This is a genomic window from Roseivirga ehrenbergii, from assembly GCF_001593005.1.
GTDB classification, from domain to species: domain Bacteria; phylum Bacteroidota; class Bacteroidia; order Cytophagales; family Cyclobacteriaceae; genus Roseivirga; species Roseivirga ehrenbergii.
The window spans coordinates 356,656-382,388 of record NZ_LQZQ01000001.1; the positions used below are offsets into that span (position 1 = coordinate 356,656).

Annotated in this window: 21 protein-coding genes; 11 read left to right on the plus strand and 10 right to left on the minus strand. The window is 39.8% G+C overall.

The features are described from left to right. Positions 1 to 74 precede the first annotated feature (74 nt). From pheT to rny, 4 genes are all read left to right on the plus strand, one after another. A complete protein-coding gene (pheT, locus tag MB14_RS01640) occupies positions 75 to 2,489 on the plus strand; it encodes a phenylalanine--tRNA ligase subunit beta (RefSeq protein WP_062587995.1) in 2,415 nt (804 codons plus the stop codon). Position 2,490: 1 nt separating this feature from the next. Next, the gene (locus MB14_RS01645; protein WP_062587997.1) at positions 2,491 to 2,787 is read left to right on the plus strand and encodes a hypothetical protein; all 297 of its coding nucleotides are present in this window, start codon (positions 2,491 to 2,493) and stop codon (positions 2,785 to 2,787) included. A gap of 9 nt (positions 2,788 to 2,796) precedes the next feature. Further along, positions 2,797 to 3,087 (plus strand): cell division protein ZapA, encoded by a 291-nt coding sequence (locus MB14_RS01650; protein WP_062587999.1) that lies wholly within the window; start codon positions 2,797 to 2,799, stop codon positions 3,085 to 3,087. 63 nt (positions 3,088 to 3,150) lie between these two features. Next, a complete protein-coding gene (gene rny, locus MB14_RS01655; RefSeq protein ID WP_062588001.1) occupies positions 3,151 to 4,716 on the plus strand; it encodes a ribonuclease Y in 1,566 nt (521 codons plus the stop codon). A 108-nt stretch (positions 4,717 to 4,824) separates the two neighbouring features. Here rny and MB14_RS01660 read toward each other — a convergent pair whose 3' ends face one another. From MB14_RS01660 to MB14_RS01675, 4 genes are all read right to left on the minus strand, one after another. Beyond that, entirely contained in the window at positions 4,825 to 6,888 is a 2,064-nt protein-coding gene (locus MB14_RS01660; RefSeq protein WP_132644101.1) for a carboxy terminal-processing peptidase, read from the minus strand. 180 nt (positions 6,889 to 7,068) lie between these two features. Next, positions 7,069 to 9,450 carry an ABC transporter permease gene (locus tag MB14_RS01665; RefSeq protein ID WP_062588005.1) on the minus strand — a complete coding sequence of 794 codons (2,382 nt, stop codon included), beginning with the start codon at positions 9,448 to 9,450 and terminating at the stop codon, positions 7,069 to 7,071. 18 nt (positions 9,451 to 9,468) lie between these two features. Beyond that, positions 9,469 to 10,404: a S41 family peptidase gene (locus MB14_RS01670; RefSeq protein ID WP_165899486.1), complete on the minus strand. Its 936-nt coding sequence runs from the start codon at positions 10,402 to 10,404 to the stop codon at positions 9,469 to 9,471. 267 nt (positions 10,405 to 10,671) lie between these two features. Further along, positions 10,672 to 11,151, minus strand: coding sequence for a MarR family winged helix-turn-helix transcriptional regulator (locus tag MB14_RS01675; protein ID WP_062588009.1), 480 nt, complete (start codon positions 11,149 to 11,151; stop codon positions 10,672 to 10,674). Positions 11,152 to 11,424: 273 nt separating this feature from the next. Here MB14_RS01675 and MB14_RS01680 point away from each other — a divergent pair, with 273 nt between their 5' ends. Beyond that, a complete protein-coding gene (locus tag MB14_RS01680; protein ID WP_062588012.1) occupies positions 11,425 to 11,952 on the plus strand; it encodes a RidA family protein in 528 nt (175 codons plus the stop codon). Between the two features lie 139 nt (positions 11,953 to 12,091). Here the strand turns inward: MB14_RS01680 and MB14_RS01685 are convergent, their stop codons facing one another. From MB14_RS01685 to MB14_RS01695, 3 genes are read right to left on the minus strand one after another with little or no spacing between them, the layout of a single operon-like run. After that, entirely contained in the window at positions 12,092 to 12,799 is a 708-nt protein-coding gene (locus MB14_RS01685; protein ID WP_062588013.1) for a hypothetical protein, read from the minus strand. Beyond that, positions 12,796 to 13,293, minus strand: coding sequence for a hypothetical protein (locus tag MB14_RS01690; RefSeq protein ID WP_221405445.1), 498 nt, complete (start codon positions 13,291 to 13,293; stop codon positions 12,796 to 12,798). The genes MB14_RS01685 and MB14_RS01690 overlap by 4 nt, the downstream gene beginning before the upstream one ends. After that, positions 13,280 to 14,107, minus strand: a complete 828-nt coding sequence (locus MB14_RS01695; RefSeq protein ID WP_084375922.1) for a ParA family protein — start codon at positions 14,105 to 14,107, stop codon at positions 13,280 to 13,282. Before MB14_RS01695 ends, MB14_RS01690 begins: the two co-directional genes overlap by 14 nt. 232 nt (positions 14,108 to 14,339) lie before the next feature. On the opposite strand from MB14_RS01695, the gene MB14_RS01700 reads away from it, so the two are divergent. From MB14_RS01700 to MB14_RS01715, 3 genes are all read left to right on the plus strand, one after another. After that, complete coding sequence (locus MB14_RS01700; RefSeq protein WP_062588020.1) at positions 14,340 to 16,142, plus strand: M61 family metallopeptidase; 1,803 nt, start codon at positions 14,340 to 14,342, stop codon at positions 16,140 to 16,142. 513 nt (positions 16,143 to 16,655) lie between these two features. Beyond that, positions 16,656 to 17,222 carry a pentapeptide repeat-containing protein gene (locus MB14_RS01705; protein ID WP_132644102.1) on the plus strand — a complete coding sequence of 189 codons (567 nt, stop codon included), beginning with the start codon at positions 16,656 to 16,658 and terminating at the stop codon, positions 17,220 to 17,222. Between the two features lie 313 nt (positions 17,223 to 17,535). Then, complete coding sequence (locus MB14_RS01715; protein WP_062588026.1) at positions 17,536 to 17,811, plus strand: hypothetical protein; 276 nt, start codon at positions 17,536 to 17,538, stop codon at positions 17,809 to 17,811. 35 nt (positions 17,812 to 17,846) lie between these two features. Here the strand turns inward: MB14_RS01715 and MB14_RS01720 are convergent, their stop codons facing one another. From MB14_RS01720 to MB14_RS01730, 3 genes are all read right to left on the minus strand, one after another. Then, entirely contained in the window at positions 17,847 to 18,968 is a 1,122-nt protein-coding gene (locus tag MB14_RS01720; protein WP_062588028.1) for a Fic family protein, read from the minus strand. A gap of 155 nt (positions 18,969 to 19,123) precedes the next feature. Then, a complete protein-coding gene (locus MB14_RS01725) occupies positions 19,124 to 20,653 on the minus strand; it encodes a P-loop NTPase family protein (protein ID WP_062588030.1) in 1,530 nt (509 codons plus the stop codon). A gap of 1 nt (position 20,654) precedes the next feature. Further along, entirely contained in the window at positions 20,655 to 21,752 is a 1,098-nt protein-coding gene (locus MB14_RS01730) for a vWA domain-containing protein (RefSeq protein WP_062588032.1), read from the minus strand. A 160-nt stretch (positions 21,753 to 21,912) separates the two neighbouring features. Between MB14_RS01730 and MB14_RS01735 the strand changes: the two genes are divergently transcribed. Genes MB14_RS01735 through MB14_RS01745 form a run of 3 tightly spaced genes read left to right on the plus strand, consistent with a single transcriptional unit; the run spans position 21,913 to position 25,728 of the window. Continuing rightward, positions 21,913 to 22,491 (plus strand): RNA polymerase sigma factor, encoded by a 579-nt coding sequence (locus tag MB14_RS01735; protein WP_062588034.1) that lies wholly within the window; start codon positions 21,913 to 21,915, stop codon positions 22,489 to 22,491. Then, complete coding sequence (locus tag MB14_RS01740) at positions 22,481 to 23,245, plus strand: energy transducer TonB (RefSeq protein WP_062588036.1); 765 nt, start codon at positions 22,481 to 22,483, stop codon at positions 23,243 to 23,245. The genes MB14_RS01735 and MB14_RS01740 overlap by 11 nt, the downstream gene beginning before the upstream one ends. Positions 23,246 to 23,247: 2 nt before the next feature. Further along, complete coding sequence (locus tag MB14_RS01745) at positions 23,248 to 25,728, plus strand: T9SS type B sorting domain-containing protein (RefSeq protein WP_062588038.1); 2,481 nt, start codon at positions 23,248 to 23,250, stop codon at positions 25,726 to 25,728. Positions 25,729 to 25,733: the final 5 nt, after the last annotated feature.

Below are 25,733 nucleotides of genomic sequence, written 5' to 3' on the forward strand. Positions count from 1 at the left end.
GCACATTGTTGGAAAGCTTAAATCATTAATTTTGCTCTTTCACCTAAATTGGGTGGAACAAGTAAAATAACGGCATGAAGATTTCCCTTAACTGGCTTAAAGAATATATTCAAATCACTGAATCTGCAGAAGAAATTGCAGCACTTTTAACTGGCTCAGGATTAGAAGTAGAAACTTGGGAGGAAGTAGAATCTGTAAAAGGTGGCCTTAAGGGCTTGGTTATAGGTGAAGTAATCACTTGTGCAAAACACCCCAACGCAGATAAACTAAGTGTAACCACCGTTGATATTGGTGAAGAACAACTTTCTCCGATTGTCTGTGGCGCTCCAAATGTAAAAGCAGGTCAAAAAGTAATTGTTGCTACCGTTGGCGCTACTCTTTACCCAAGCTCTGGCGATTCATTCCAAATAAAAAAGGCCAAAATTCGAGGAGAAGTTTCTGAAGGGATGATTTGTGCCGAAGATGAAATAGGCCTTGGCCAATCTCATGATGGTATTTTAGTACTCGATACAGCTTTGCCAAACGGAGCACCCGCAGCGGATTATTTCAATTTAGAATCTGATTTTGTTTTTGAAATTGGTTTAACACCAAACCGGGCCGATGGTGCTTCACACATTGGTGTGGCTAGAGACCTAAAAGCTCTACTGAATAGGCCTGTTAAGTTTCCTTCTGTTGAAAACTTTAAAGTAGACAACGAGAAAAGAATCATTCCAGTAACTGTTGAAAATATCGAAGCATGCCCAAGGTATTCTTCCCTTACCATTACTGGAGTTACTGTAACTGATTCCCCTGATTGGTTAAAGACTAGACTAAATGCCATTGGAATAAAGCCAACCAACAATGTGGTTGACATTACCAATTATGTGCTCCATAGCCTTGGTCAGCCAATGCATGCCTTTGATGCAGATGAAATTGTTGGCGATAAAGTGACCGTGAAAACGCTTCCTGAAGGAACAACATTCACAACCCTCGATGAGAAAGAAAGAAAACTAGCCGATACAGACCTGATGATTTGTAATGAGGCAGGCGGAATGTGCATTGCGGGTGTCTTTGGTGGTATCAAATCAGGTGTTAAGAAAACTACGAAAAACGTATTTTTAGAAAGCGCTTACTTCTCTCCTGATTACATTCGAAGAAGTGCTCAGAAGCATCAATTAAAAACGGATGCCTCTTTCCGTTACGAGCGTGGAACTGACCCTAACATTACGGTTTACGCTTTGAAATATGCAGCATTGCTTATTCAGGAGCTTGCCGGAGGCGAAGTTTCATCACCTCTTGCCGACTTCTACCCAACACCTATCGAGGATTTTAAAGTAGAAGTAAGATTCGCGAATATCGACCGATTGATAGGAAAGGCAATTGGTAATGACAGAATCAAATCCATTTTAGAAAGCCTAGATATTCAAACTCAGAATGAAACTGAAACTGGATTTACCGCCATTGTTCCTCCCTACCGTGTAGATGTTCAGCGCGAAGCTGATATTGTGGAAGAGGTATTGAGAATTTATGGTTACAACAATATTGAAATTGATGACCATTTAAGCAGCACTTTCCTATCAGAATTTCCGACTACAGATGCAGACGGAATTAAAAAAGAAACCTCTCGTTTGTTGGCAGGGGCTGGTTTTCATGAAATTGTAACCAACTCACTTACCAAAGATGGGTATTCAAATGGCACTGCAGCTATTGACGAAAATGACAACGTTAAAATCCTCAACTATTTAAGTGAAGATTTGAACGTAATGCGCCAAACACTTTTATTCCATGGCCTTGAGGTTATTGATAGAAATGTGAAACGTAAGAACGGTGACCTAAAACTTTTCGAGTTCGGAACCACATATCATTTCATCAAAGAAAAATATGTAGAGCGTTCTAGGCTTTCATTGTTTATAACAGGAAATGCCGCGCCTGAAAGTTGGCTGGCGCCAAGCAGAAAAGTTAATTTTCATGATTTATCGGCCATTGTACTTAAATTATTGGCCAAGTTTGGTATCCATAAAATCGAAAGCCAAGAAACTGACAGTGATTTATTCGGTTATGGACTAAGCATTTCTACCAATAAAAAACCAATCGTTCAGCTTGGAAAGGTAAATGCCGAAGTCGCCAAATTAGCCGATGTATCTACCGAAGTTTTCTTTGCGGATTTCGATTGGGACTATATTCAAAAACTATCAACTTCTGAATTCACCTTCCAACCCATCTCTAAATACCCAGAGGTAAAAAGAGACTTATCATTAGTTGTTGATAAAGCCGTAAATTTTGATGACATTAGGAAGTTAGCAGAAAAGCTTGAGCGATCACTGGTCAATCGCATTAGTGTTTTCGATGTTTATGAAGGCGATAAAATTGATGCAGGCAAAAAGGCTTATGCCATCAGTTTCTATCTTCAAGACCAAGAAAAGACATTGACCGACAAGGTGATTGACAAATGTATGAGCCGATTAATGCAAGGTTTTGAGCGCGAGCTTGGGGCAGTAATAAGAAAATAAAATGGCAGAATTATCGCTTTTTCAACGTTTAGATCATGTACAACAACAGTTGAAGCAACTGGTAAATAAACATGAAGCATTGAAGCAAGAGAACAAAGCGTTAGCAAACCAAAACACTGAGCTAAAAGGACAAATTGTTGGTCTTCGATCTCAAATTGCTGATTTTCAAAATCAGGATAAAATCACTAAAATTGTATCAAACACAACCGTAGAAAAGGAAGAGTCTACAGAGTTGAAACATAAGTTAAACGAGTACATTAAGGAAATAGATAAATGTATTGCTCATTTAAGTGAGTAGTATAATCATATGGTAGACATTCTATCAATAAAAATCAAAATTGGGGACCGAGAGTACCCCATGAAAGTTAAACCTGAAGAGGAGCAAAGGGTACGTAATGCAGGCAAGATTATAAATGAGAAATTACGATCTTACAGAGACCAATTTGGCATAGATGATAAAGAAGATCTCTTGGCAATGGTTGCATTTGATAGTTTAATCGCAAAGATGAAAGTGGAAAGTGAAGTAGCATCAATAGATTCTACCACCTCTGGCCAATTAGATCAACTTGAAAACATAATTAAAACCGCCCTCTCCTAATTCCTTAAATACCGCTTTAGAATACGTTTCAGTACACTTCCAATTCTACCTATAGATTCACATATGGGAGAAACAGTTACAATCCTCATTACGGCCATCGGAGCGTTGGCTATAGGGGTGTTCATAGGGAGACTTCTGTTACAAAAAGTTAACAAGAAGGCCGCCCAAGAACTTGAAGAAAAAGGCAAATTAATAATGAAAGAGGCTGAACTTACAGCCGAAACCCTCAAAAAAGACAGAATTCTTGAGGCCAAAGAAAAGTACCTACAGCTAAAATCTGAGTTTGAAGAAGAGGTTAATCGTAAGAAGAATCAAATCATCAGTAATGAAAACAAGCTGAAGCAAAAAGAAGCTACACTCAATTCGCAACTAGAAAAATTAAAGCGAAAAGAAGCTGAAGTTGATAGTACCAAAGAGAATGTAGAAGCTCAGCTAGAAATCGTTAGAAAACGAAAAGAAGACCTTGAAAAGAAGGTGGATGAAAAAGTAAAAGCGCTTGAAAAAGTTGCCCAACTTTCAGCTGACGAAGCCCGCGAACAATTGATGGAAACCTTAAAGGTTGAAGCAGAATCAAAAGCATCAGTACTCATCAAAGATATTATTGATGAAGCCAAGCTTACGGGAGCCAAAGAGGCCAAAAAGATTGTCATTGAATCTATTCAAAGAACTGCTACAGAGCACGCAGTAGAAAACTGTGTATCTATTTTTAATATTGAAAGCGATGATGTTAAAGGTAAAATCATCGGTAGAGAAGGAAGAAACATTCGTGCGCTAGAGGCCGCAACTGGTGTAGAAATCATTGTTGACGATACGCCTGAAGCCATCATCATTTCTGGCTTCGATCCAGTAAGAAGAGAAGTCGCTCGACTTTCATTACATAGGCTAGTTACCGATGGCAGAATTCACCCAGCAAGGATTGAAGAAATCGTTACCAAAACCACGCAAAACATTGAGGAGGAAATTGTAGAGATTGGTGAAAGAACCGTGATTGACTTAGGTATTCATGGCCTCCACCCTGAGCTCATCAAATTAGTTGGTAGAATGAGGTTCAGATCTTCTTATGGCCAAAACCTACTTCAACATTCAAGAGAAGTAGCCAGACTTTGTGCTACCATGGCTTCAGAATTGGGCTTAAACGCCAAGCGCGCGAAAAGAGCAGGGTTACTTCATGATATTGGAAAAGTATGGCCAGAAGAGCCAGAAATTCCTCACGCATTATTGGGAATGGAATTGGCTCAAAAATATAAGGAGCACCCAGAAATCTGTAATGCAATTGGAGCTCACCACGATGAAATCGAAATGACTTCAATGATCTCTCCACTTATTCAAGCTTGTGACGCTATTTCAGGGGCTCGTCCAGGTGCAAGAAGAGAAGTGATGGAATCGTACATCAAACGATTAAAAGACCTTGAGGCGCTGGCTTTAGACTTTGATGGGGTAAACAAATGTTATGCGATTCAAGCAGGTAGAGAACTGAGAGTGTTAGTAGATGCTGATTCGGTTTCTGATACTACTGCCGGTCAGCTTTCGTTTGATATTTCGCAGAAAATCGAAAAAGACATGCAATACCCAGGGCAAATTAAAGTGACGGTGATTCGCGAAATGAGAGCGGTTAACTACGCTAAATAAAGCTATATCCGGATTGCGAACCTCTAACAGGTTCGGGTCAAGGGAAAAATAAAATGGCTGGACTTCTTCTGAAATCCAGCCATTTTTATTTTAAATCGCTTATTCTACTTATCCTTTACTTCTCTTGGCGGCAATCTGTTCTGCCAAAAGTATAATGCTCTCTTTTAAGAAAGGATCTTTCAGTTCGTCTAAAGCATGGTTTTTCACACCTTTGCTTGAGCCTAGCTCTTTTAATGAGTCTCCGATTTTCACTCTAGCATCTCTTTTAGCCTCAAAGTCTGCCGCTTCCTTCTTACGCACTTCATAGTTTAACGAAACTGTAGTTTTCGCTCTTGCTTTGTTCAGTTCATTAATATCATATTGGTAATCAATTAAACTCTGATCTGTCTTTAACCTTTTCTCATGAGACTTTCTCAGCTGAGCAATCAAATCATTGTCTACATAATCAAGTGGCGTAAATTTAGCCGCAGGAATTTTGTCCCAAGGTAGGGCACTTGGCTTCGAGCTTTCACCAAATTCTTCGGCACTAAAAGCAGACGGTAGGCTAATATCAGGCGAAACTCCTAAGTGTTGAGTGCTACTTCCCGATACTCTATAGAACTTGGCAATTGTGTATTTAATCAAGCCTAATTCATCGGTAGTCGGTTCTCTTAAGAAATCATTCAAGCCCCTTACGTTTTGAACAGTACCCTTTCCGTAAGTTTGCTCACCAACAATCACCGCTCTTTTGTAATCCTGCAATGCTCCAGCAAAAATCTCAGAAGCCGAAGCAGAAAAACGATTAGTCATTACGCTCAATGGCCCCGAATAAAACATTTTCTCTTTATCGTCTTCTTTGGCAATTTGTCCATTGGCGTATTTGATTTGAACCACTGGTCCACCCGGTAAGAACAGCCCCGATAAACTTATGGCCTCAAGCAAAGAACCTCCACCATTATTTCTAAGGTCAAGCATCACACCATCAACCCCATCTTCTTGTAGTTGGGTGATTAGTTTTTTAACGTCACTGGTGGCACTACTAAAATCCTTTTCGCCTTCTTCAAGACCTTCTGAATCCAAATAAAAGTCGGGAAGGGTAATTATACCTAAGTTGTATGTTTTACCACCTTCTTCATATTGTACCACTTGGCTTTTGGCCTTAGCTTCATCGTACTTGATTTTATCTCGAACAATATTTACTATTTTGGTTTGACTACCAATTGGTCTTCCGGCAGGCAAAAATTCAATTCTAACCAAGGTTCCTTTCGGCCCTCTAATTTGACCTGCCACTTCATCAGATCTCCAGCCTACAACATCAACCATTTCACCATCAGCTCCTTGTGCAATACCAACTACTCTATCGTCAATATCGATTTGGCCACTTAAGAAAGCCGGTCCACCAGGGCGCAACTCAACAATCTTGGTGAAATCATCATCTTGCTGCAAAGTTGCCCCAATTCCTTCCATGGCTTTTGAGCTTTCACGCTGAAAATCTTCGGCACTTCTTGGTCCAAAATAATTGGTATGTGGATCGAAGGCTTCGGTTACAGAGTTCATTAAAATCTCAAAAACATCCGTGCTATTGTATTTATCTACATTGCTTTTGAAACGTTCATAACGCGTAACAAGCGTTTCAGAAATCTTTTTATCATCAGAACCGCTAAGCTTTAAACTCAAAGCCTGATGTTTTACAACTTTTCTCCAAAGCTCATCTTGCTCTTGAAGTGATTGAGGGTACGGAGCCTTCTCTCTATCAAAAACAAACTCTTCGTTTTTCGTAAAATCAAATTTCTTTCTCGATTCTGCCAACGCATATTTTAAGCGTTCTTCAACACGTTTCTTATAAATATTAAAGATGTAGAATGCTGGAACTAGATTTCCTCGTTTCAAATCATCATCAAAGGCAAATCGGTATTTTTGAAATGACTTGATGTCCGAAGCCAAAAAGTAATTTTTACTCGCATCTAGTGATTCAATAAAATTATCAAGGATGACAGATGACAATGAGTCATTTAAATCAACATCTCGATAATGGAAATAATCAAGGATTTGCGTGACCATAATGGCTTCCTTGATGTGCTCAGCTTTCGGCTGCAAATATTTTGTAGTATCAGCCGCATCGGAAGCGTAAATATTGGTACTGCCCAATAATATGAGAGCAGGTATGATAATCAACTTTTTAAACAATTTCATAATACGTAGTAAGCTTTTCAAACTCAAAAAACCCAAATAGAGGTAAGGATATAAATCTAACGAAAATAAGCGCTTTTCGTCTTTACCGATGGTCACATTCTTTGGGTAACAACAATTAAACCAATTCTAATCATTTAGGTTACGACCCTTACTCTCCATTATGTTAAAGTTTGCTAAATTCTACTCATACCTCAATGATTTGGCAGGATTAACCATTGCCGCTTTTACGGATTGATAGGTGACCGTAGCTAAAGCGATAAGCAATGCCACGATGGCAGATGCTAAAAACCAAAACCAGTTAATTTCTACACGATAGGCGAAATCACTCAACCAGTATTCCATCATATAGTAGGCCAAAGGACTTGCCAAAACCACAGCAAGAATGATAAGCTTAGTAAACTGATTTGAAAGCAATACAACAATACCCAAAACAGAAGCTCCTAACACTTTTCTTACTCCTATTTCCTTGATTTTTTGTTGCGCAGTAAAAGCCGAAAGGCCAAACAAACCTAAACAAGCAATAAAAATGGCGAGCCAAGTAAAGCTAAAAACTAAGGTGCCGAACTTTTCATCGGACTGATATTGCTGCCCAAATTCTTCATCAAAAAAACGATATTCCAAGGGGCTATTGGGAAACACTTCGTCCCAAGTAGATTGTACAAAAGCCATTGTTTTGCTTATATCTGCGGCATTCAATTTAATGGCCAAACTACCTCCACCATCAGGACTATAAAACATGGCCAGTGGTTCTATTTGATAGCGAAGTGAAGCGAAATGAAAGTCTTTTACTACGCCAATAATGGTAGATTCGTTTTGACCAAAAGTTAGCTTTTTACCAATAGGATTCTCCCAATCCAGCTGCTTTGCCATGGCCTCATTAATCATTACTCCCTGCTGCTGATCTGTAGCAATCTCTCTATTGAAAAGCCTTCCTTGGGCAATTTCCATCCCCATTAAGTCTACAAAATGCTCATCAAAATTAAGCACACTCACAATCCAAGTGTCATCTGGCGCAGCTCCCTCAGGCCGCACACCTCTTCGGCCGAAGGTTCTTCCCGGCATAGAAGCGGTTCCGGCTGTGGCCAAAATGGAAGGGTTTTGCTCTAGCTTGTTTTTAAGCACTTGAATGGAAGGTTGCAGGCTTGGATGACTTACATCTAAAGTGAGAATTTGCTCTGTATCAAAGCCTTTGTCGGCATTGCGTAAAAGTTGTAATTGGTCATAAACAATGGCGGTTCCAATAATCATTACTATGGACACCATAAACTGAAAAACCACCAAGGATTTTCTTAGTAAAACTCCTTTTCCGCTGGTTTTAAATGAACCACGAAGAATACTAATTGGACTGAAACTAGACAACATAAAGGCTGGGTAACTTCCAGAAAACAAGCCTAGAATTACAGTAAAAACCAATGCGCCAACAACCCAAACTGGGTTAGAAATAAAATGAATGGCCAAGTTATCGCTAAACGGAAGGTTGACCACAGAACCCAAAGCTGCCACTAAACCTATCGCTACGAACAGCGAGAAAAGACAAAGGAAAACTGATTCCACCATAAACTGATTAATGAGCTGTTTTTTCACTGCCCCAAATACTTTTCGTACTCCCACTTCCATCGCCCTATTGGCCGATCTGGCCGTAGATAAATTCATAAAGTTGAAAGACGCGATCAACATTACAAAAAGCCCAACTGCCGCCAGTGTATATACATAACCTTCATCAGTTTTATTCAAGTTGTAGTTCTCGAAAAGAATTCCACTGGATTTTAAATGGACATCTTTTAATGGTTGAAGTGTTACGCTGAAATTTTCACCCACATTATTCGCTCGAATCAAGGTTTCCATTTTCTCCTCCACATTTTCTTCACTGGCAGGATTGGCCAGTTCCACATAAGTAACCATACTGATGCTCTGCCAAGAATTGAGAAATTGCGCAAAGCCCGATGTAGTGTCAGCCTGCTGCATAGAAACAATTACATCGAAATTAAGGTGGCTGTTTTCGGTCACATCTTTCATTACTGCCACTACTTCCAAACCGGGCTGACCTCCAATATCAATTCGCTTTCCAATGGGGTTATCTGAGCCAAAAGTTTTCTCGGCCATGCTCTGAGTTACCACCACAGTATTGGGATTTCTCAAAGCATTCTCTACATCTCCCTCTACCAGTTTAAAATCAAACATTTCAAAAATTGAGGGTTCGGCATAAGCAAAATAGTCGGTATAGAAGCCTTGCTGCTCGTAGGTAATCAGTTGCCTTCCTTGCGGCAGCATTCTTACTCTATTCACAACTTCTGGAAAATTATCTTCCATAGAAGCACCTAAAACGGGAAGCGTAATGCCTACCAAGCTATTGCTTACCCCAAGGGCCTTGTCGATAGTGAGTACCCTAAATATTTTACCTGATTTAGAATGAAACTTATCATAAGACATTTCATTCTGAACGAATAAGAAAATAACAATACAACAGGCCATGCCAATTGAAAGGCCTAGTACATTAATAACAGAAGTAGCCTTACTTTTCAACAGGCTTCTAAGAGCAATTTTGATGTAGTTCTTGATCATATTTAAAAACTTGACTTCCTAATTCTTTGCTTTAATAAGTTCCAATGCCTTATCCAAAGCGGCATCAGCTTTGATTTCAATATTGGGTTTTACCCCCACTCCTTCCCAGTTGGTTTTGGTAATTGGGTTAATGGCCCTGCCTTGAGGTACATTGACAATAAAACCATCTGTTAGCAGCATTGGCCCACCTGGATGAGCCCCTCCGCCCGTGGTTTCACCAATAATGGTGGCACGTTTTAAGTTTTTCAAGTTGTAGGTAAACTCTTCAGCAGCCGAAAAAGTATAATTACTGGTGAGTACATAAACAGGCAGATTCGGTTTATAAACAGACGCTAAGTCTGGGGCTGTCCAGGTTTCCGAATACCTGTCGCTCGGCCGCCAATAAAAAGTATTTAAGTGAACAGGTTGATCACCAAAAAGGTAACTAGAAATAAACCTGATCATGGAAGGAGAGCCTCCTCCGTTTTTTCTTAGGTCGAAGATTATAGCATCGGACTGAATCAGTTTGTCCATTGCTGCCTTTGCTACCTCTTCCGCAAATCGGATATCGGAAAAACCTCTTAGGTCTAAATAACCAATATTACCCTCAAGAATATCAACCTCTTCAAATCCGTAATTTCCTTGGGCTGGTCTACCGCCTGTCGGGCTACCTTGCTGAATGGCCTCAAAGCGTGTAGGGTTATAAGTTACCCGAATATGCTTGTCATTTGCCACCGACTTTAAATCGGCATCAAGCCGTTTGGCTAAATCGTCAGGAGACTCAATGGCTTTGTATTCTCCGTTTTTCAGTTTCGACAGGATTAGGTCGCTCATGGCCTTTCCCTTCTCTGGAAATACATAATTGCGATCCATGATTTGAGCCAGTTGAGTAACCACATTCGTTTGGTCAAAGGATTGGGCTTGTAAACCAAATGAGTAAAAAATTACAAAAAGAGAAATGACGATTCTTGGCATGTTTTTTACATTAATACGTAACCACTTACCAAAAAACATACCTAATTCAAGTCATCAATATAAATCACTGTTAAACAGTACATTAAAAAATTATTCAGATAAGGTAGAACTAAAAAATGAACGTTCACGAACAGTGGGCTGAACGATTCTGGGGCAGAAATAATTAGTGGTGCTTGTCAAAAGCATGAAGTTCTTTAACCAATTATAATTGGTGAGAATTATGAAGATTTCATGAGTTTTAAACGCTTTGAGTTGAGCCGATAAGGTTTACAATAGCGACTTCACCCTGTCATACATAGATTTTTCGTCTAGTGCAGATTCTATGGTCTTTATGTCGTCTAGGAAGTTTTGCTTGCTATCGATTAAAAGCTGATCGTTGGCCTTTTTAATTTTAAGCCAAAGGCCTTCCATTTTACCTACCAATTCAATTCCAGAATCACTCAGCTTTAAAAGGCGCTTTCTTTGGTCGGCATCATCTTTAGATTCTATCACCAACTTCTTCTTTACTAAAATATTAGCCACTTGATTTACGGCAGGATGAGTTTGTTGTAAACTGGCCGCCAGCTCTGTCACTGCCAGCTCTTCTCCATTCTTTAGGGCATAAACCACAGCAAACCAACGGGGTTCAAAATCGAAGTCAGATTCTTTATAAATAGCGGCCACATCTTTGGCCAACCGTTCGCTTAAGTTTTTCAGGCGAGTAGCCAAAGCCAAACTGCCCAATTCTTCAATTATGTTCCTTTCCAATTATCTTTTCTTTTTGGGCGGAAGCTGAAAACCCAACCCAATGATCATTTCATTTCAACCAGGTCGATACCAATCTTATCGACAAATACCTATTCCTCAACTCCCGATTACTGCCAATCGCTTTCCCCCTAGAATAAATATTTTTTTCTAAGATAATACAGAAAGCCTGATCTGGCTGGCGTTTTTTTATCTAAGGTCAGATTATAGGAATTAAGGCGGCTCCAATTCGAACCGTATGTTAACTTTTGTATCTTCAACTTAAAATCTAAACCAATGACACTAAAAGCTAAACACCTTTTACTTCTCTTTATTATTCTATCCGTTTTTCCTTCTTGCGAAACTGAAGACAACGATGATGATGATAAGCACACTTCAGAGGAGGTTGTTCGCTTCGAAAGAGAAGGCTCTTCTATTCTAAAAGGAGTAAAAGTACCTGCGGGAAAAAGCATCTATTTTGCCAGTGGCATTGTGGCCAACCCAAAAGACGAAACCAAGCCCGAAGGCGACCGCGAGCGATTTGGAAATACCTATGAACAAAGCGTAAGCACCCTTAAGCGAATTGCAGATTATTTGGGCGAAGAAGGTTTGGGTTTGGAAGATGTAGTGGCCATGAAAGTGTATGTTGCTCCCGACCCAGAAAACGACAACAAACCTGATTTCGATGGCTGGTTTAAAGCTTATGGTGAGTTCTTCGGAACCCAAGAAAACCCCAATAAAGTAGCCCGATCGACCATTGGAGTATTTACCTTGGTCAACCCAAATATGTTTATTGAGGTGGAGGTGAGGGCGGTTTATAAGTAGTTGATTAGGATTTTATGATAGTATCAAATGATACTATCAAAGTAGGGTTTACTAAAATATTGGTCGTTTTTTTCTGAGATGCGAGAGGCGCGCCTGGTTAGTTAGAATTGGAGAGGCAGTTACTCGATTGTCTACAGTTTTATTCATAAAAAATCAATCCTAAATCTTCTTCCTTTAATAGCGCAAGAACGAGATTTCGTGGGTTTTCAGGAAACCGGTTTATTTCTTTTTTGAAGAAAAGGCATAGTAATTTATTAATTTGGTAAATGTTTCTGAAAAAGTTGCTTTTCCAAATCCCAAAGTCTTTTTCAGTAAATGAGTTTGTCTTTCGCGCATTTTTTTCACTTTGAAAGAAAATCGGTGATTCTCCGTGAATATGTTTAGAAAAATGTTTCCAATTTTTAGTGATGTTCGTTATCAACGGTTGAATATCAGTCTCAAATACTGGGTGATCAACCATATATTGACATAGGTCTGAATGCTTGATAACAAAATCACCGTTTTTCCATTTTTCAAACTCTATAGGGTGGTGAATGAAATAAACTAGTTGAAGTGACAATTCAATGCTACTTCTCATATGCATGTGAGCACTTCTATATAAGCCCTGAATTGCGAGAAAGAACGAGGAGTTTATATCTTCATAAATTTCATCTAATATTTGGTCATAAGTCTTGAATTCTATTGAATGAAAATTGTATTTCCAATTCTTAAAAACTAAAGTTGCGCGATAGGCTTCATACAAGTCATCGTCTCCAATGTTGTTTATGGATTCATCCCAAAATTCCTTGAAATCGCCAAAATACAAGGGAAGATCATTCTTTGCCTTTTCTAGAATCTTTTCTTTCATATATTGATTAAAATTTCTGCCCAACGAGCATAAGATTCAGCTTTTTCCTTGTCTTTCTTAGTTGGTTTGGCACTGTGCCCGTGCATTTCTTGATTCCTAATTCTGATAACAGATTCTTTTAATTGGTCTTTGAGAACTGGGCTACGTTCAATCCTTCCGATTATTCTATTAATCGTTATCGCACGTGATTCCTTTTGATCTTTAAAGCCAAGAGAAAGCTCTTTATTAGCAAATTCAATTACATCAGAAATTCTAGGAAATGCTTTCTTATCTTCTAAGAACGATTTTATAATATTTAATTTTTCTCCAAGCGAGAGCCGTTGGCTGTAGTTAGACATCCGTGCTTTTTGAATTTTATTAAATGTTTTGAGGTTCTTAATAAAAATTTTTAATGACGAAGTGTCTAATCCTTTCTTTTCATAATCTGAAAGTGACTTAAGTAAATCTTCTGCGCTTATTATTTTATCTTCTAAGTTCATTTTAGACTTCTTCAAGGGTTAACAATAATTCCTGAGTTAAACTTTTGTATGCTTGAACTCCATTTGAGTCTGGATTTGTAAGGCTTGCAGGCCTATTCCATTTTGCGGCTTCACTTATTTTTGTTGTAAAAGGAATTACTGTTTGAAATGTTTCAATGTTAAGATCTCCGTTGCAAGTAGTCCTTATCTCATTCAAATGATGATTATGATCATTTGTATTCCTTACTTGCGTAAAAATTACTCCGAGGATTTCAACTTTACATCCTGGTAATCTTTTTTTCAATTGAGTAACTCGGTTTGATAGTAACGGGAGTCCGATTGCTGCGTAAAATTCTGGTGCTACGGGTACAAGGATATAGTCGCTGATTACAAGGGCGTTCTGAGGAGCAACCGTGAGATTTGGAGGGCAGTCAATAAGGATATAATCATATTCTTTTACACACTTTTTAAGTTGGTTGGATAGAATATGCTCTCTTCCGGCTTGAGCTCCTAAATCCAAATCCAAAAACGTCAACTCTAGGTGAGAAGGTATCAAGTCCAAGCCATCAATTCCACCTACATTTTCGATTATCGCATCATTTATGTCATATTCTTCATCCCTTGAACTAAACCCTTTATTCATCCCAAGAACGTCAGCAATAGTTGCTGTATCTTTAATATTATCCCAATCGTCAAGTTTCATTAAGGAAAAAGTGGCGTTTGTTTGTGGATCTAGATCTATTATTAGAACACTCTTGTCATGATCGGTGGCGAGAATTGTACCTATTTCTACAACACTCGTAGTTTTTCCAACCCCACCCTTCATATTAATAAATGATATTGTCTTCATTCTTTTGTTTTTTATTGTAGCAGACGTTAACCATCAGTCACGTTTGTGACATACACCCATAAATATATTCATTTTTATGACTGAAATACCTAGTATATCATTTATATCAGTCACTCCTAAGGAATAGTTCTACATTTTACTTTTCTTTTTATTTTGATTCCTTTGTATCAAGAATACAGCAATCTTTGGAAGAGAGTATTCATACAACAACATCCATCTTTTAGTCGAAAACATGAAACTAAGAAACCTAACCATAGCCTTACTGAGCTTCTTGGCCATCAGCCTACAAGCCCAAACCTACAACGAATACGAACTTTCGTTTGATAATGCAGTGCACCATGAGGCCAATATTAAAATCAAGTTCAGCAATTTGGAAAACAAAGTATTGGAAGTGCGCATGAGCCGCAGTTCGCCTGGCCGCTATGCCGTGCATGAGTTTGCCAAAAACGTGTACAACGTAAAAGCAACAGATGGAAATGGCAAGGCTTTGCCCATTACACGCGAAAATCCTTACCAGTGGAATGTGGCTGGACATAACGGCACAGTACATTTCGAATATACACTTTATGCCAACCGTGCTGGCGGTACTTATTCTGGCATTGACGAGAGCCACGCCCACCTCAACATGCCCGCTACTTTGGCTTGGGCCAGAGGTTTAGACCAACGTCCGGTAAAAGTAAAATTCAATGTGAGGGAAGACAGAAACTGGAAAGTAGCTACTCAACTCAAAGATTTGGGCAATAATACATTCTATGCGCCAAACACCTATTACTTAATGGACAGCCCAACTGAAATTGCCGATTTGTATTTCAGAGAAAGAAATGTAGATGGGCAAACCATTCGTTTGGCTTTGCACAAAGACGGCACAACCGATGCAGAAGTGGATGCTTATTTCGAAGAAACCATGGGCATTGTAATGCAGCAAAAAGCGGTTTTTGGCGAATTGGCTACTTATGATTTCGGTCAGTATACTTTCCTTTCTTGCTATATGCCCAACGCCAGTGGCGATGGTATGGAGCACCGAAACTCAACTTACGTAGTAAGCGGTCTGCCAGTAGAAAGACCATTGGGCTCCACCTCTATGGGCACCATGTCGCATGAATTTTTCCATAGTTGGAATGTGGAACGCATTCGCCCAAAATCTTTAGAGCCTTTCAGTTTTGAAGACGCCAACATGTCGGGGGAACTGTGGTTTGCAGAAGGATTTACGAGTTACTACACTGCATTAATGCAGGCGCGTTCTGGAAGCATTTCAGCCGAGCAATATATAAATGGTTTGGGCGGAAGTGTAGGTTATGTGGTTAATGCTCCGGGTAGAAATTTCCATAACCCCATTGAAATGAGTTACCAAGCGCCATTTGTTGATGCGGCCACTTCGATTGACCCCACCAACCTGAGCAACATTTTTATTTCTTACTATACCTATGGTTCAGTATTGGGCTTGGCACTTGATATGTCCTTACGCACCATGGACAATGGTAAAAACTTAGACGATTACATGAAGTACGTTTGGGAGAAGCAGGGTAAAACGGAAATCCCTTACACCGTTCGTGACCTACAAGCGCGAATGGCTGAATATGCTGGTGAAAGCTTTGCCAATGAGTTTTTCGGAAAATACATTTTGGACAGTCAAATGCCAGATTACGCCAGTTTGTTCAAGAAAATGGGCGTGACCTACACTAATCGAGCGGAAGGTCGGGCAAGCATAGGCGGCAACATTCGCAAGCAAAGAGACGGCTGGCAATTGACAGGCAACGCCACAGTAGGTTCTCCAATCTATAAAGCTGGTGTAGAATCTGAAGATGTGATTTTGAGCCTAGCCGGAACCGTATTAACAGATGATTCTAACATCAACGAAATTATAGCTGCTCACAAACCGGGCGATACTATTGAGATTAAGTACCGCAAAATTTGGGGCGAAGAAAAAACTTCAAAACTTATTTTAGAAGAAGCCCAAGCTTGGTCTACCGCAATGGACGCCAAGGCCGATGCCAAGGCAAAAGCCCGAAGAGAAGCTTGGCTCAGGAAAAGGTAAATAGTTATTAGTTATGGGAAATTGGTTAGGAGGGATTAGTAAATCGGAATTTTCTATTTAGGATCGATTTCTAGTTCCTTCCCCGAATTCTCGGGATCAGGAAAAGAAAGGAGGCTGTTGCGCTTCGGTTGTTTGTAAGTAGTTATTTATTGTTGGTCTTTCTTCTATAATTAAGCTCCTAATGAAAAAACTATCCTCGGTATCAATTACATGCAGACTGCTTTTCATCCTGAGTGGAACCGCGTTCGCAGAAGCTTTAGCGGATGAGAAGCGAAGGAACTAGAAATTGTATTGCTAATCGAGAGGTTTAGATCCTTCGTGCCTCAGGAAAAGAAAAGAGGCAGTTTAGCTTTAATCAGTCATTGGAGTTGATTAAGCGCAAGCTTCATGTCCTGATTAATTTAAATTCGTGATTGTAAAAGCAAACTGCCTTGTAATTGTTTGCTCACAGCATTTCATCCTAACCCTGAAACTTCGGGGAAGGATCTAATACTCAACGATGAAAACATTCAAATGAAAGAACACAGCGAAATCAAATTTAAGAATGAAGACTTTAAAGGCCATTTGTTTGATGGTGAATTTTATGATGAATGCCACTTTGTTAATTGTGATTTAACTGGTGCTGATTTTAGAAGTAGTTCTTTTGATGGCTGCACTTTTGAAAGTTGTAACCTCACTGCGGTGAAAGTGGTGAGTGCCAAATGGGATGACATTAGCTTCAAGGGTTGTAAACTTAGCGGGATAGATTTCGAACCCATCAGTAAAATGCTGCTGTCCTTTTCCTTTGAGAATTGCCAAATCAGCTATTGCTATTTCAAAGGGTTGAAAATTCCTTCTACTCGTTTCTTAAATAGCGAAATCAAGGAATGCGACTTTATAGACACCGATTTATCTGCCGCAATTTTTAAAGGCTCAAACTTGGTGGGGAGCACTTTCGTGAACTGCAATTTATCCAAGGCCGATTTTCGAGAAGCCTATGGTTACCAGTTCAACCCAAATGATAATCGCCTGAAAAAGGCAAAATTCTCTAATCCTGAGGTGCTCGCATTATTGAATGGCTTTGATATTGTGATAGAATGATGAAAGTAAAACAATATCTAACACCCCTTATTATCATGGGTTGGATAGCAATAATAGGAGCGCTAATAAACCTGTTTATAAATTGGGCGGAACTATCATACGCGGAAGGGTGGGGAGTTGTTGGTATGATAGGGATTATTCTCTATGGATCAATCGCGCTGACCTTAGGGTTGCTGATTCGCTTAATTACAAAAAACTTAAAATTGAGAATTCTAATTGAGTTAATATTGATAGCTCTGGCAGCTTCTTATATTGTTTTTTACTCAGGTAGGTTTTAGTCACCCAAGTCAAAAAGCTTTTGTACTTTTAATTTATGTCGAAGTTGCTGACTTACAACAGTTTTGAGGATAAGAAACCAACTCATAATCGAAAGCCGCTTTCAAAAGAAGAGGCGCTCATTCGTACACTGGATTTTTTAGACTTCCAAGCGGCTTTGTCTTCTCAGAATACTAATAAGGTCAATGACACCTCCACTATTGATTGGATCGAACTACAATGGTTAAAGATGATAAATAATGAAATCAATCCGATTGAATGGTTTAAGATGAGGCCTAAAGCTACCAGTTCAACCCAAATGATAATCGCTTAAAAAAGGTAAGTTTCTCTAACCCTGAAGTGCTCGCATTATTGAATGGTTTTGATATTATAGTTGAGTAGATAGCTAGTACTTCTTCCTCCACCTTCAGTCTTGATCAATACCTCTTTCTTTAATAAATCATTAATATCTCTTCCGGCAGTATCTTGTGAACATTTGCACATTTTCGCCCATTTGGATGAAGTTAAATTTCCAACGAAGCCATCAAAGAGCTTATTGACCATTTTGGATTGGCGTTCGTTCAAAGGCGTACTGGCATGTACCTCCCAGAATTTCGCCTTCTGAACAATAGATTTCAATAAATGTTCGCTAGCCTGTATGGCTCCGCTTAGGCAGTCCATAAACCACATTAACCATTCCGTAATGTCTAAACCGCCCTTCTGAGTTTGCTCCAGTATTTGATAATATTGCTTGCGTTGGTTCTTTATTTCTGTTGACATACTATAGAATCGCTGACTGCTGGCATCTGCTCTGGCCAGTAATAAATCACCTACTGCCCTGGCCATTCTGCCATTACCATCATCAAATGGGTGAACAGTTACAAACCAAAGGTGCCCTATAGCAGCTTTTAATACAGGATCAAGATTACTCGATGCATTAAACCAGTCCAAGAAAGCACTCATTTCTACCTCCAACCGATCAGAAGATGGGGCTTCGAAATGCACTTTTTCTTTACCCAAGGGGCCAGACACCACTTGCATAGGGTCCTCTGGAGAATTATCTCGCCATTCGCCTACTACAATCGTAAACCCTCCCGACTGGTTTATAGGAAAAAGAAGCTTATGCCAATTAAAGAGCCTTTGCTTGGTTAGTTTTTTCTGATGGTTTTGAGTGGTATCCAACATCATTTCTACCACACCATCCACGTGCCGATCAGAAGGGACAAGCCCAGCCAAATCTAACCCAAGTTTTCTAGCTATAGACGAACGAACCTGATCCGTATCTAGAAACTCCCCTTCTATTTCGCTCGATTTGGTTACATCAGATATAAGCGTGTTGAGATTAGCTTCTAGCTTTAAACTAAAACCTAGCCCCTCCATTTTACCCAAAAGATAGCCCTGCCTGTTTCTTACTTGAACAAGCTTTTCCAAAACCGTGGGTTTGTCCCAAGTGAAATCTGGCCAATCTTTAAGCTGATGTACATAACGCATATTCTCCGCAAATTATGCGGTAAATATAAATACTATTCTCCGCATTAAAAAATTATTCTACTCATAAAATGCGGAGAATAGCGAATATAATCTCCGCATAAAACGAAAAAAGGCTCCAAAGAGCCTTTATAATTAGTTTGATTTTTCCTTAAAGCTTAACTCAGCTCATCTTCATCAAAGTCTTCCATATCATCAATGGAGAACATACTGCTGAGTAGATCTTTGAAGCGGGTGCCTGTATCTAAAGCAGACTTGCTCAGTTTACTGTATTCGGCCAAGCCGTGAAGCACGAACTCCATGAGAAACAGTTGCTCGTCTTTAGATTTTTTAGGATACTTATTCTTTACTAAGTCTGCCAAGCCAGGCACAGATAAAAGCGCTTTCTCATATGCTTCGTTAGAAAGATCGTTCAGTAAATCAATCGTATATCCTTCTCCAAACCAATTAATAATGGCTTTGTAAGGATTTTCCGTTTTCTCTCCTTTGTCCTTTTTCTTTTCGTCTGGGTTTGGAAAGTAATCCAAGAACTGTGTCCGAATGGCCTTGCCCACCAAGTTATGCGCTACTATACCAGGCCCTTCTTGTTCGCCCTCATACACCAACTCTACCTTACCGGTAATGGCAGGAATGACTCCTACAAAGTCGGAAACACGAACGTAAGTTTGGTTTTCTCCATTCATTAAAGCCCTTCTTTCCGCAGCGCTCAATAAATTTTCGTAAGCCGAAATCGTCAGTCGTGCCGAAACCCCACTTTTTTCATCTACATACTCGCTATTTCTGGCTTCAATCGCCACTTGCTCAATGAGATCTTGCGCAATTTCATTCAAGACAATTTTCTCTTTCTGCGCTTCTTTAATGTCTGCCTCTTGCACCGTAATCTGCTTTCCTATTTCCAAAGTTTTTGGATAATGGGTGATAATCTGGCTATCGATACGGTCTTTCAACGGAGTTACAATACTGCCTCGGTTGGTATAATCTTCAGGGTTTGCGGTAAATACAAACTGAATATCTAAAGGAAGTCTCAATTTGAAACCTCTGATTTGAATATCGCCTTCTTGCAAAATATTGAAAAGTGCCACCTGAATCCTGGCTTGTAAATCAGGCAATTCATTAATGACAAAAATGCCCCTATGCGACCTCGGCACCATGCCGTAATGGATCACACGCTCATCTGAATAAGGCAATTTTAAAGAAGCAGCTTTGATCGGGTCAACATCGCCAATTAAATCCGCAATAGACACATCGGGCGTAGCCAGTTTTTCAGAATAACGATCGCTGCGATGGAGCCAAGCAACAGGGGTTTTATCTCCCATTTCCTTCACTTTCTCCAGCCCAAATTTAGTGATGGGGTTCAACGGATCATCATTCAATTCAGAACCTTCAATCACCGGCACATACTCGTCCAAAAGCAAAGTCATTTGACGGGCAATTCTGGTTTTGGCTTGCCCCCTTAAACCCAACAAATTCATGTTGTGCTTGGAAAGAATGGCGCGTTCCACATCAGGAATTACGGTGTCTTCATAACCCCAAATACCTTCAAAAGTAGGCTCCTTGTTCACCAGTTTTTTGATCAGGTTATCACGAAGTTCATCCTTTACAGATTTACTTTGATAGCCCGCCTTTTTCAAAGCGCCAAGGGTATTTATCTTCAATAATTGATCAGAGGTCAATTTGTAATAGCTCATATTAAAATCGTTTTCTGCGATTGCGTTTAAAGTCTTCAAAAATAACGTGCCCCAAGCCCTTAAGGCTACTGTAATAGGCATTGCCGTTATTGGCTGCGGTAAATTCCTTCACAAACTCCTTCAGATATGGATCTGACGCAATCATAAAAGTGGTAATAGGAATTTGTAATCTTTTACACTGGCTCGCCAAGTTCAGTGTTTTATTAAAAATCTTTGGATCGAGCCCAAAGGCGTTTTTGTAGTATTTAATTCCAACTTTCATACAGGTGGGTTTTCCATCTGTAATCATGAAAATTTGCTTGTTGGCGTTTTTCCTTCTTCTTAGAATATCCATGGCCAGTTCTAGCCCAGCAATGGTGTTGGTATGGTAGGGCCCAACTTGGAGATAAGGCAAATCTTTGATTTCAATCTGCCAAGCATCGTTCCCAAATACAATCACATCAAGTGTGTCTTTAGGGTATTTGGTTTTGATAAGTTCGGCCAAGGCCATGGCCACTTTTTTAGCCGGAGTAATTCTATCTTCCCCATACAAAATCATGGAATGGGAAATATCAATCATCAGCACTGTTGAAGTCTGAGTTTTGTATTCTGTTTCAATGACCTCCAAGTCATTTTCGGTCAGCTTAAACTCTCCGAAACCGTTATTGATTTGCGCGTTGCGAATAGAATCCGTCATGGCGATTTGCTGAAGTGAATCGCCAAATTCGAAAGGGCGTCTGTCGGTGCCCGTCTCATCTCCTATCCCTGAAAAGGAAGTTTTGTGCTGTCCTTTTCCTGATTTTTTCAGCTTCCCAAAAATTTCTTCCAAAGAAGATTTTCTGATTTCCTGCCCCGTTTTATCGGTCACCTGAAACTTACCATCTCCGTTTTGTTCGGTCAGATAGCCTTTACCCTTCAGGTCTTCAATAAAATCACCAATGCCATAATTACCATTGGTGATGTTGTATTGCTTATCTAAATTCGTCAACCAACTAAGTGCCTCACCAGCATCACCTCCTGTAATACTAATCAACTGTAAGAAGATATTCAGTAGATTGTCAAAGGCCGATTGTCCAGCCGTTTTTTGCGGAATGTATTTTGAAAATCGATATCCTTTCATGAATGCCTTGACAACGCGATTGATAATGAATTGGTTTAATTTAAACCTTTCTTTTTAAGTGAAGCGGCTTAACCAAAATCTATTCAATTAAAAGTGTATCTTTTTTCAACCATGGCGTTATACTGTCAAAATTCTAAACCTATGCAAAGCTTCTGAGAGAATGATAGCCACAGAAAACATCAATGCCGATGCGATCTCAGAAAACGAGCTGATAGAGTGGTCCAAGAAGGATCATTGCTATTTTGAGCCCATTTACGAAAAATACTATGAGCCCATTTTCAGGCTGATTATGTGCAGGGTACAGGACGAACAGGTAACCAAAGACATCACTTCGAATGTGTTTTGTAAGGCCTTGGTGAATCTGGACAAGTACAAATTTCAGGGATTGAGTTTCTCGTCTTGGCTTTATCGTTTGGCGCTTAACAGCTGCTACGATTATTTCAGAACCCAGAATAAAAAGCGCACGGTGGTTTTAGAAGAGTTTATGACTCAGGAAATGGCCGAAGAGTTTGAGCCAGAGGCTTTGTATTTACAAAGAGGGCTCAAGCTACTGCCAGAAGTACTGGATAAGTTAAAGCCGAGGGACCTTGAGCTGATTGAACTCAGGTTTTTTGAGTCGAAGAGTTTTAAGGAGATCGGTGAGATTTTGGGGATAACTGAGAACAACGCCAAAACCCTATCGCACCGCATTTTAAAGAGAATTAGAAAAAAATTAGAGCCGAACAGATATGAAATATAGATATTTGAAAAAAGGCAAAAAAGTAAGTTCAGAGCAAATAAAGGCTCAGATGGACTTTAGTAGCGTACTGGAAAATTCAGCTACTATGCTGGAGGGCAACCTTCCCAAAGATGTTATCACCAAATCTGGAGTGAGCAGAATGTGGTTTCTACTACTCTTATTGCCACTTGCTGCTGGAGTTTACTTTTATACGCTTCCGAGCGAACCCTTAGAAAATGCTTCACAGCCCCCTATTGAGCAACAGGTAGCAGAAGAAATGCCCGAACAAACTGTTCCTTTAGATACAATTGAGAGCAATACCACTGAAAAAAATGTAACGGAAAAGGATGCGGTTGTGATAGCCAAACCAGAGCCACAGGTTTCTCCAGAGCCCAAACAAAAAGTAACCGAAACCAATGCGGTAAAAGAAAAAGAGGCTGCCTTTAGTAAAGAAGTTGAAAAAGAAGATGTCTTTATAAAGGCCAGCCCAAAGATGGGTTTTGAGGCATTTTATGCTTTTTTGGATCAGGAAATCAAGTTCCCAGAAAATGCCAATTCAAATATTTTTGAAGGCTATGTAAAAGTGCTTTTTGCCATTAATCCAGACGGCAGCATTTCTGATTTTGAAATCCAAGAAAGCTTGGGCGAGTCTTTCGATAAAGAAGCCCTACGGGTGCTCAAATTGGTGAATGAATGGAGTCCTGCTACTTTTAATAGTGAGGCCGTACGCAGCCAGCTTTCTATAAAACTAAAGTTTGACCGAGACAATAATTAATCATGAGGAAGCTAAGACCAATTGCCTGCCTGTTTTTATTGTTTCTCGTCAAGCTTACAAGTGCTCAGACATTCCAGAAACAAGATTCATTAAAACTGCCCACTCTAACAAACCCTCAAATGGTTTGGGCAGATTTTAACTCTGACAAATATTATGATCTGCTCGTTTACGGAAAAGAGCCTAGCAGCGATTCCACTCAATTTTTTCTTTTCAAAAACGAGGGTGACTTGTTCGTTGAATCTATTCGCCTGCCCTTTTTCGACCTTAAAATTCATGCCTTAGAGATAATTGACATCGATAAAGATGGTGAATTAGACATTGTGTTTTCTGGCGTAAAAGCAGGCACAGACACGCTGTTCTCATCACTCATCAATCAAGGAGGATTTGAATTTCAACTGCTCCCTACTCCAATGGCTTCTATTCTTACTGAAGAGTTTATGCTTCGAGACTTTAACAGAGACAATCTTTTGGAATTGGTTTACATAGACTCCGATGCAAAAGTTAAATACTTAACGGGCACAGCACTTGGCTGGGAAGAGCAACCAAATTTTTTCAACGATTCACCAGCAGATGCACTATTCGATTTGGACCTGAACAGTGATGGCCTCCGGGACTTGCTGATTTCTTCTTCTAACCGACCAGACTCATTGACCCGATATCTCCAGAACCGGCTTTCGAAATGGGAGGATTTTCAAAAACCTTTTCCTTTTGATAACCTATCCATCAGTATTTTTACCCATGGGGCTTTTACTAAAAGTGGCTATCCAGATATGTTTCTTTCAGGAAACTTAATGGGAGGCAGCTCGTCCAACTTCTTGATAAAAAGCAAACAAGATACTTTTGACCTTACCGAAATTCTTCCTGACATAGAAGTTTTAGATGCTCTAATGGCAGATTTTGATTCTGATGGAAAAACAGACTTATGGCTTAGCACCCGCAACGAAGACAACGAATTTGCTAGTTATTTTCTAAATGATTTAGCCGACCCGAAGGACACCGTAATCATGAATACAGAAAATGCCTCCGTAACTCGTTTTGCGGATTATACCAGAGATGGAAATCTAGACTTCGCTCAACTGCTTTCTTCTGGTGATTCTTTGGAAGTTTTCTTCTTCAAAAATGAACAAACCCTATTCAATGAAGGGCCTAGGAACCCACATTTAATCAATGCGGTTCAAACGGGAATAGGACAAGGGTTAATTGTTTGGGGTACAGGTTATGATTCACTCACAGCAACTGAGCTTATATCATATGATGTAATCATAGCCAACTCAGATACCGTAGCCCTTAATGATGGCACTCTTAATATTAATACGCCTAACCCACGGCTCCCAAATCACGGTAATCAGCTTTACGCCAAACAGTCCATTTTTAGCAATTTGGCACCCGGAAATTACTTTCACTATATAAATGCTGCTGATAATGCATTCAATTATCTAAGTAATGGAAACTGCAAACCTAACACTAACATTCTCAATCAATTTGCCATCTGCACAGCAGAAGATTTAGAAGCCTCAGTGATTGAAACATGTAAAGGAAGCACATTGGTATTGGGCACACCTACCATTTTAAGGAATTGGGTTTCGGAAAAACGTGGCCCTTTAGGTCAATCCTCCATATTACGGTACGAAGCGGATTTAGACGACACGATCTATGGATCTGTGGTGGAATTTAAAAATTGTAGCGATGGCCAGCTAACATATATTATCCAGTCAAAGGATACCGAAATTCCAGAGCTCAATATGCCTAAATACAACCTTATTTGTCCAGGAGATACGGTGTCATTCTCAGCAGATGCAGCATGGAGCAACATTCAATGGACAGCGGCCCAATTAGGTAATCTGGGCGCTGGACATGCCATCAGCTTTGTGCCCACAGAATCTCAGCTCGTTTTTTTCTATGGCGAAAACGAAGACGGCTGTTCTTTTAACTACACAACTTTTGTAGAAATAGAAGATTTTAAGCCCTCAGTCAAAGACTCCGTTTTAACCATTAATGTCGGTGAAAGTGTAGAATTAATGGCCAGCGGGGGTTCCTCCTATAAATGGCTACCTTCTGTAGGTCTTAGCAACCCTAACATTGCAAATCCGCAGGCAAGCCCACGATCAGACATTACCTATATGGTGACCATAACAAGCGAAAATGGATGTACAGAAACATTAGAAGTTCAGGTAAATGTTACCCAAACTGGAGGAGTCGCCAATCTTTTTACGCCAAATGGCGATGGTAGGAACGACAACATTGTGGTTTTTCTAAGTCAAGTTCCAAACGAATTTCAATTCAGTATATTCAACCGATCGGGTAATTTAGTCTACCAAACCAAAAATCCGCAAGAGGCCATGAATAGTGGGTGGGATGGTACCGTAAATGGATCAACCGTTTCGAGTGGTGTCTATTTCTGGAGCGTGAGTGGACAATTTGAAAATGGCCAACCCGTAAAACTCAATGGTACCACCAATGGTAAAATCAGTTTAGTGAGGTAATGAGA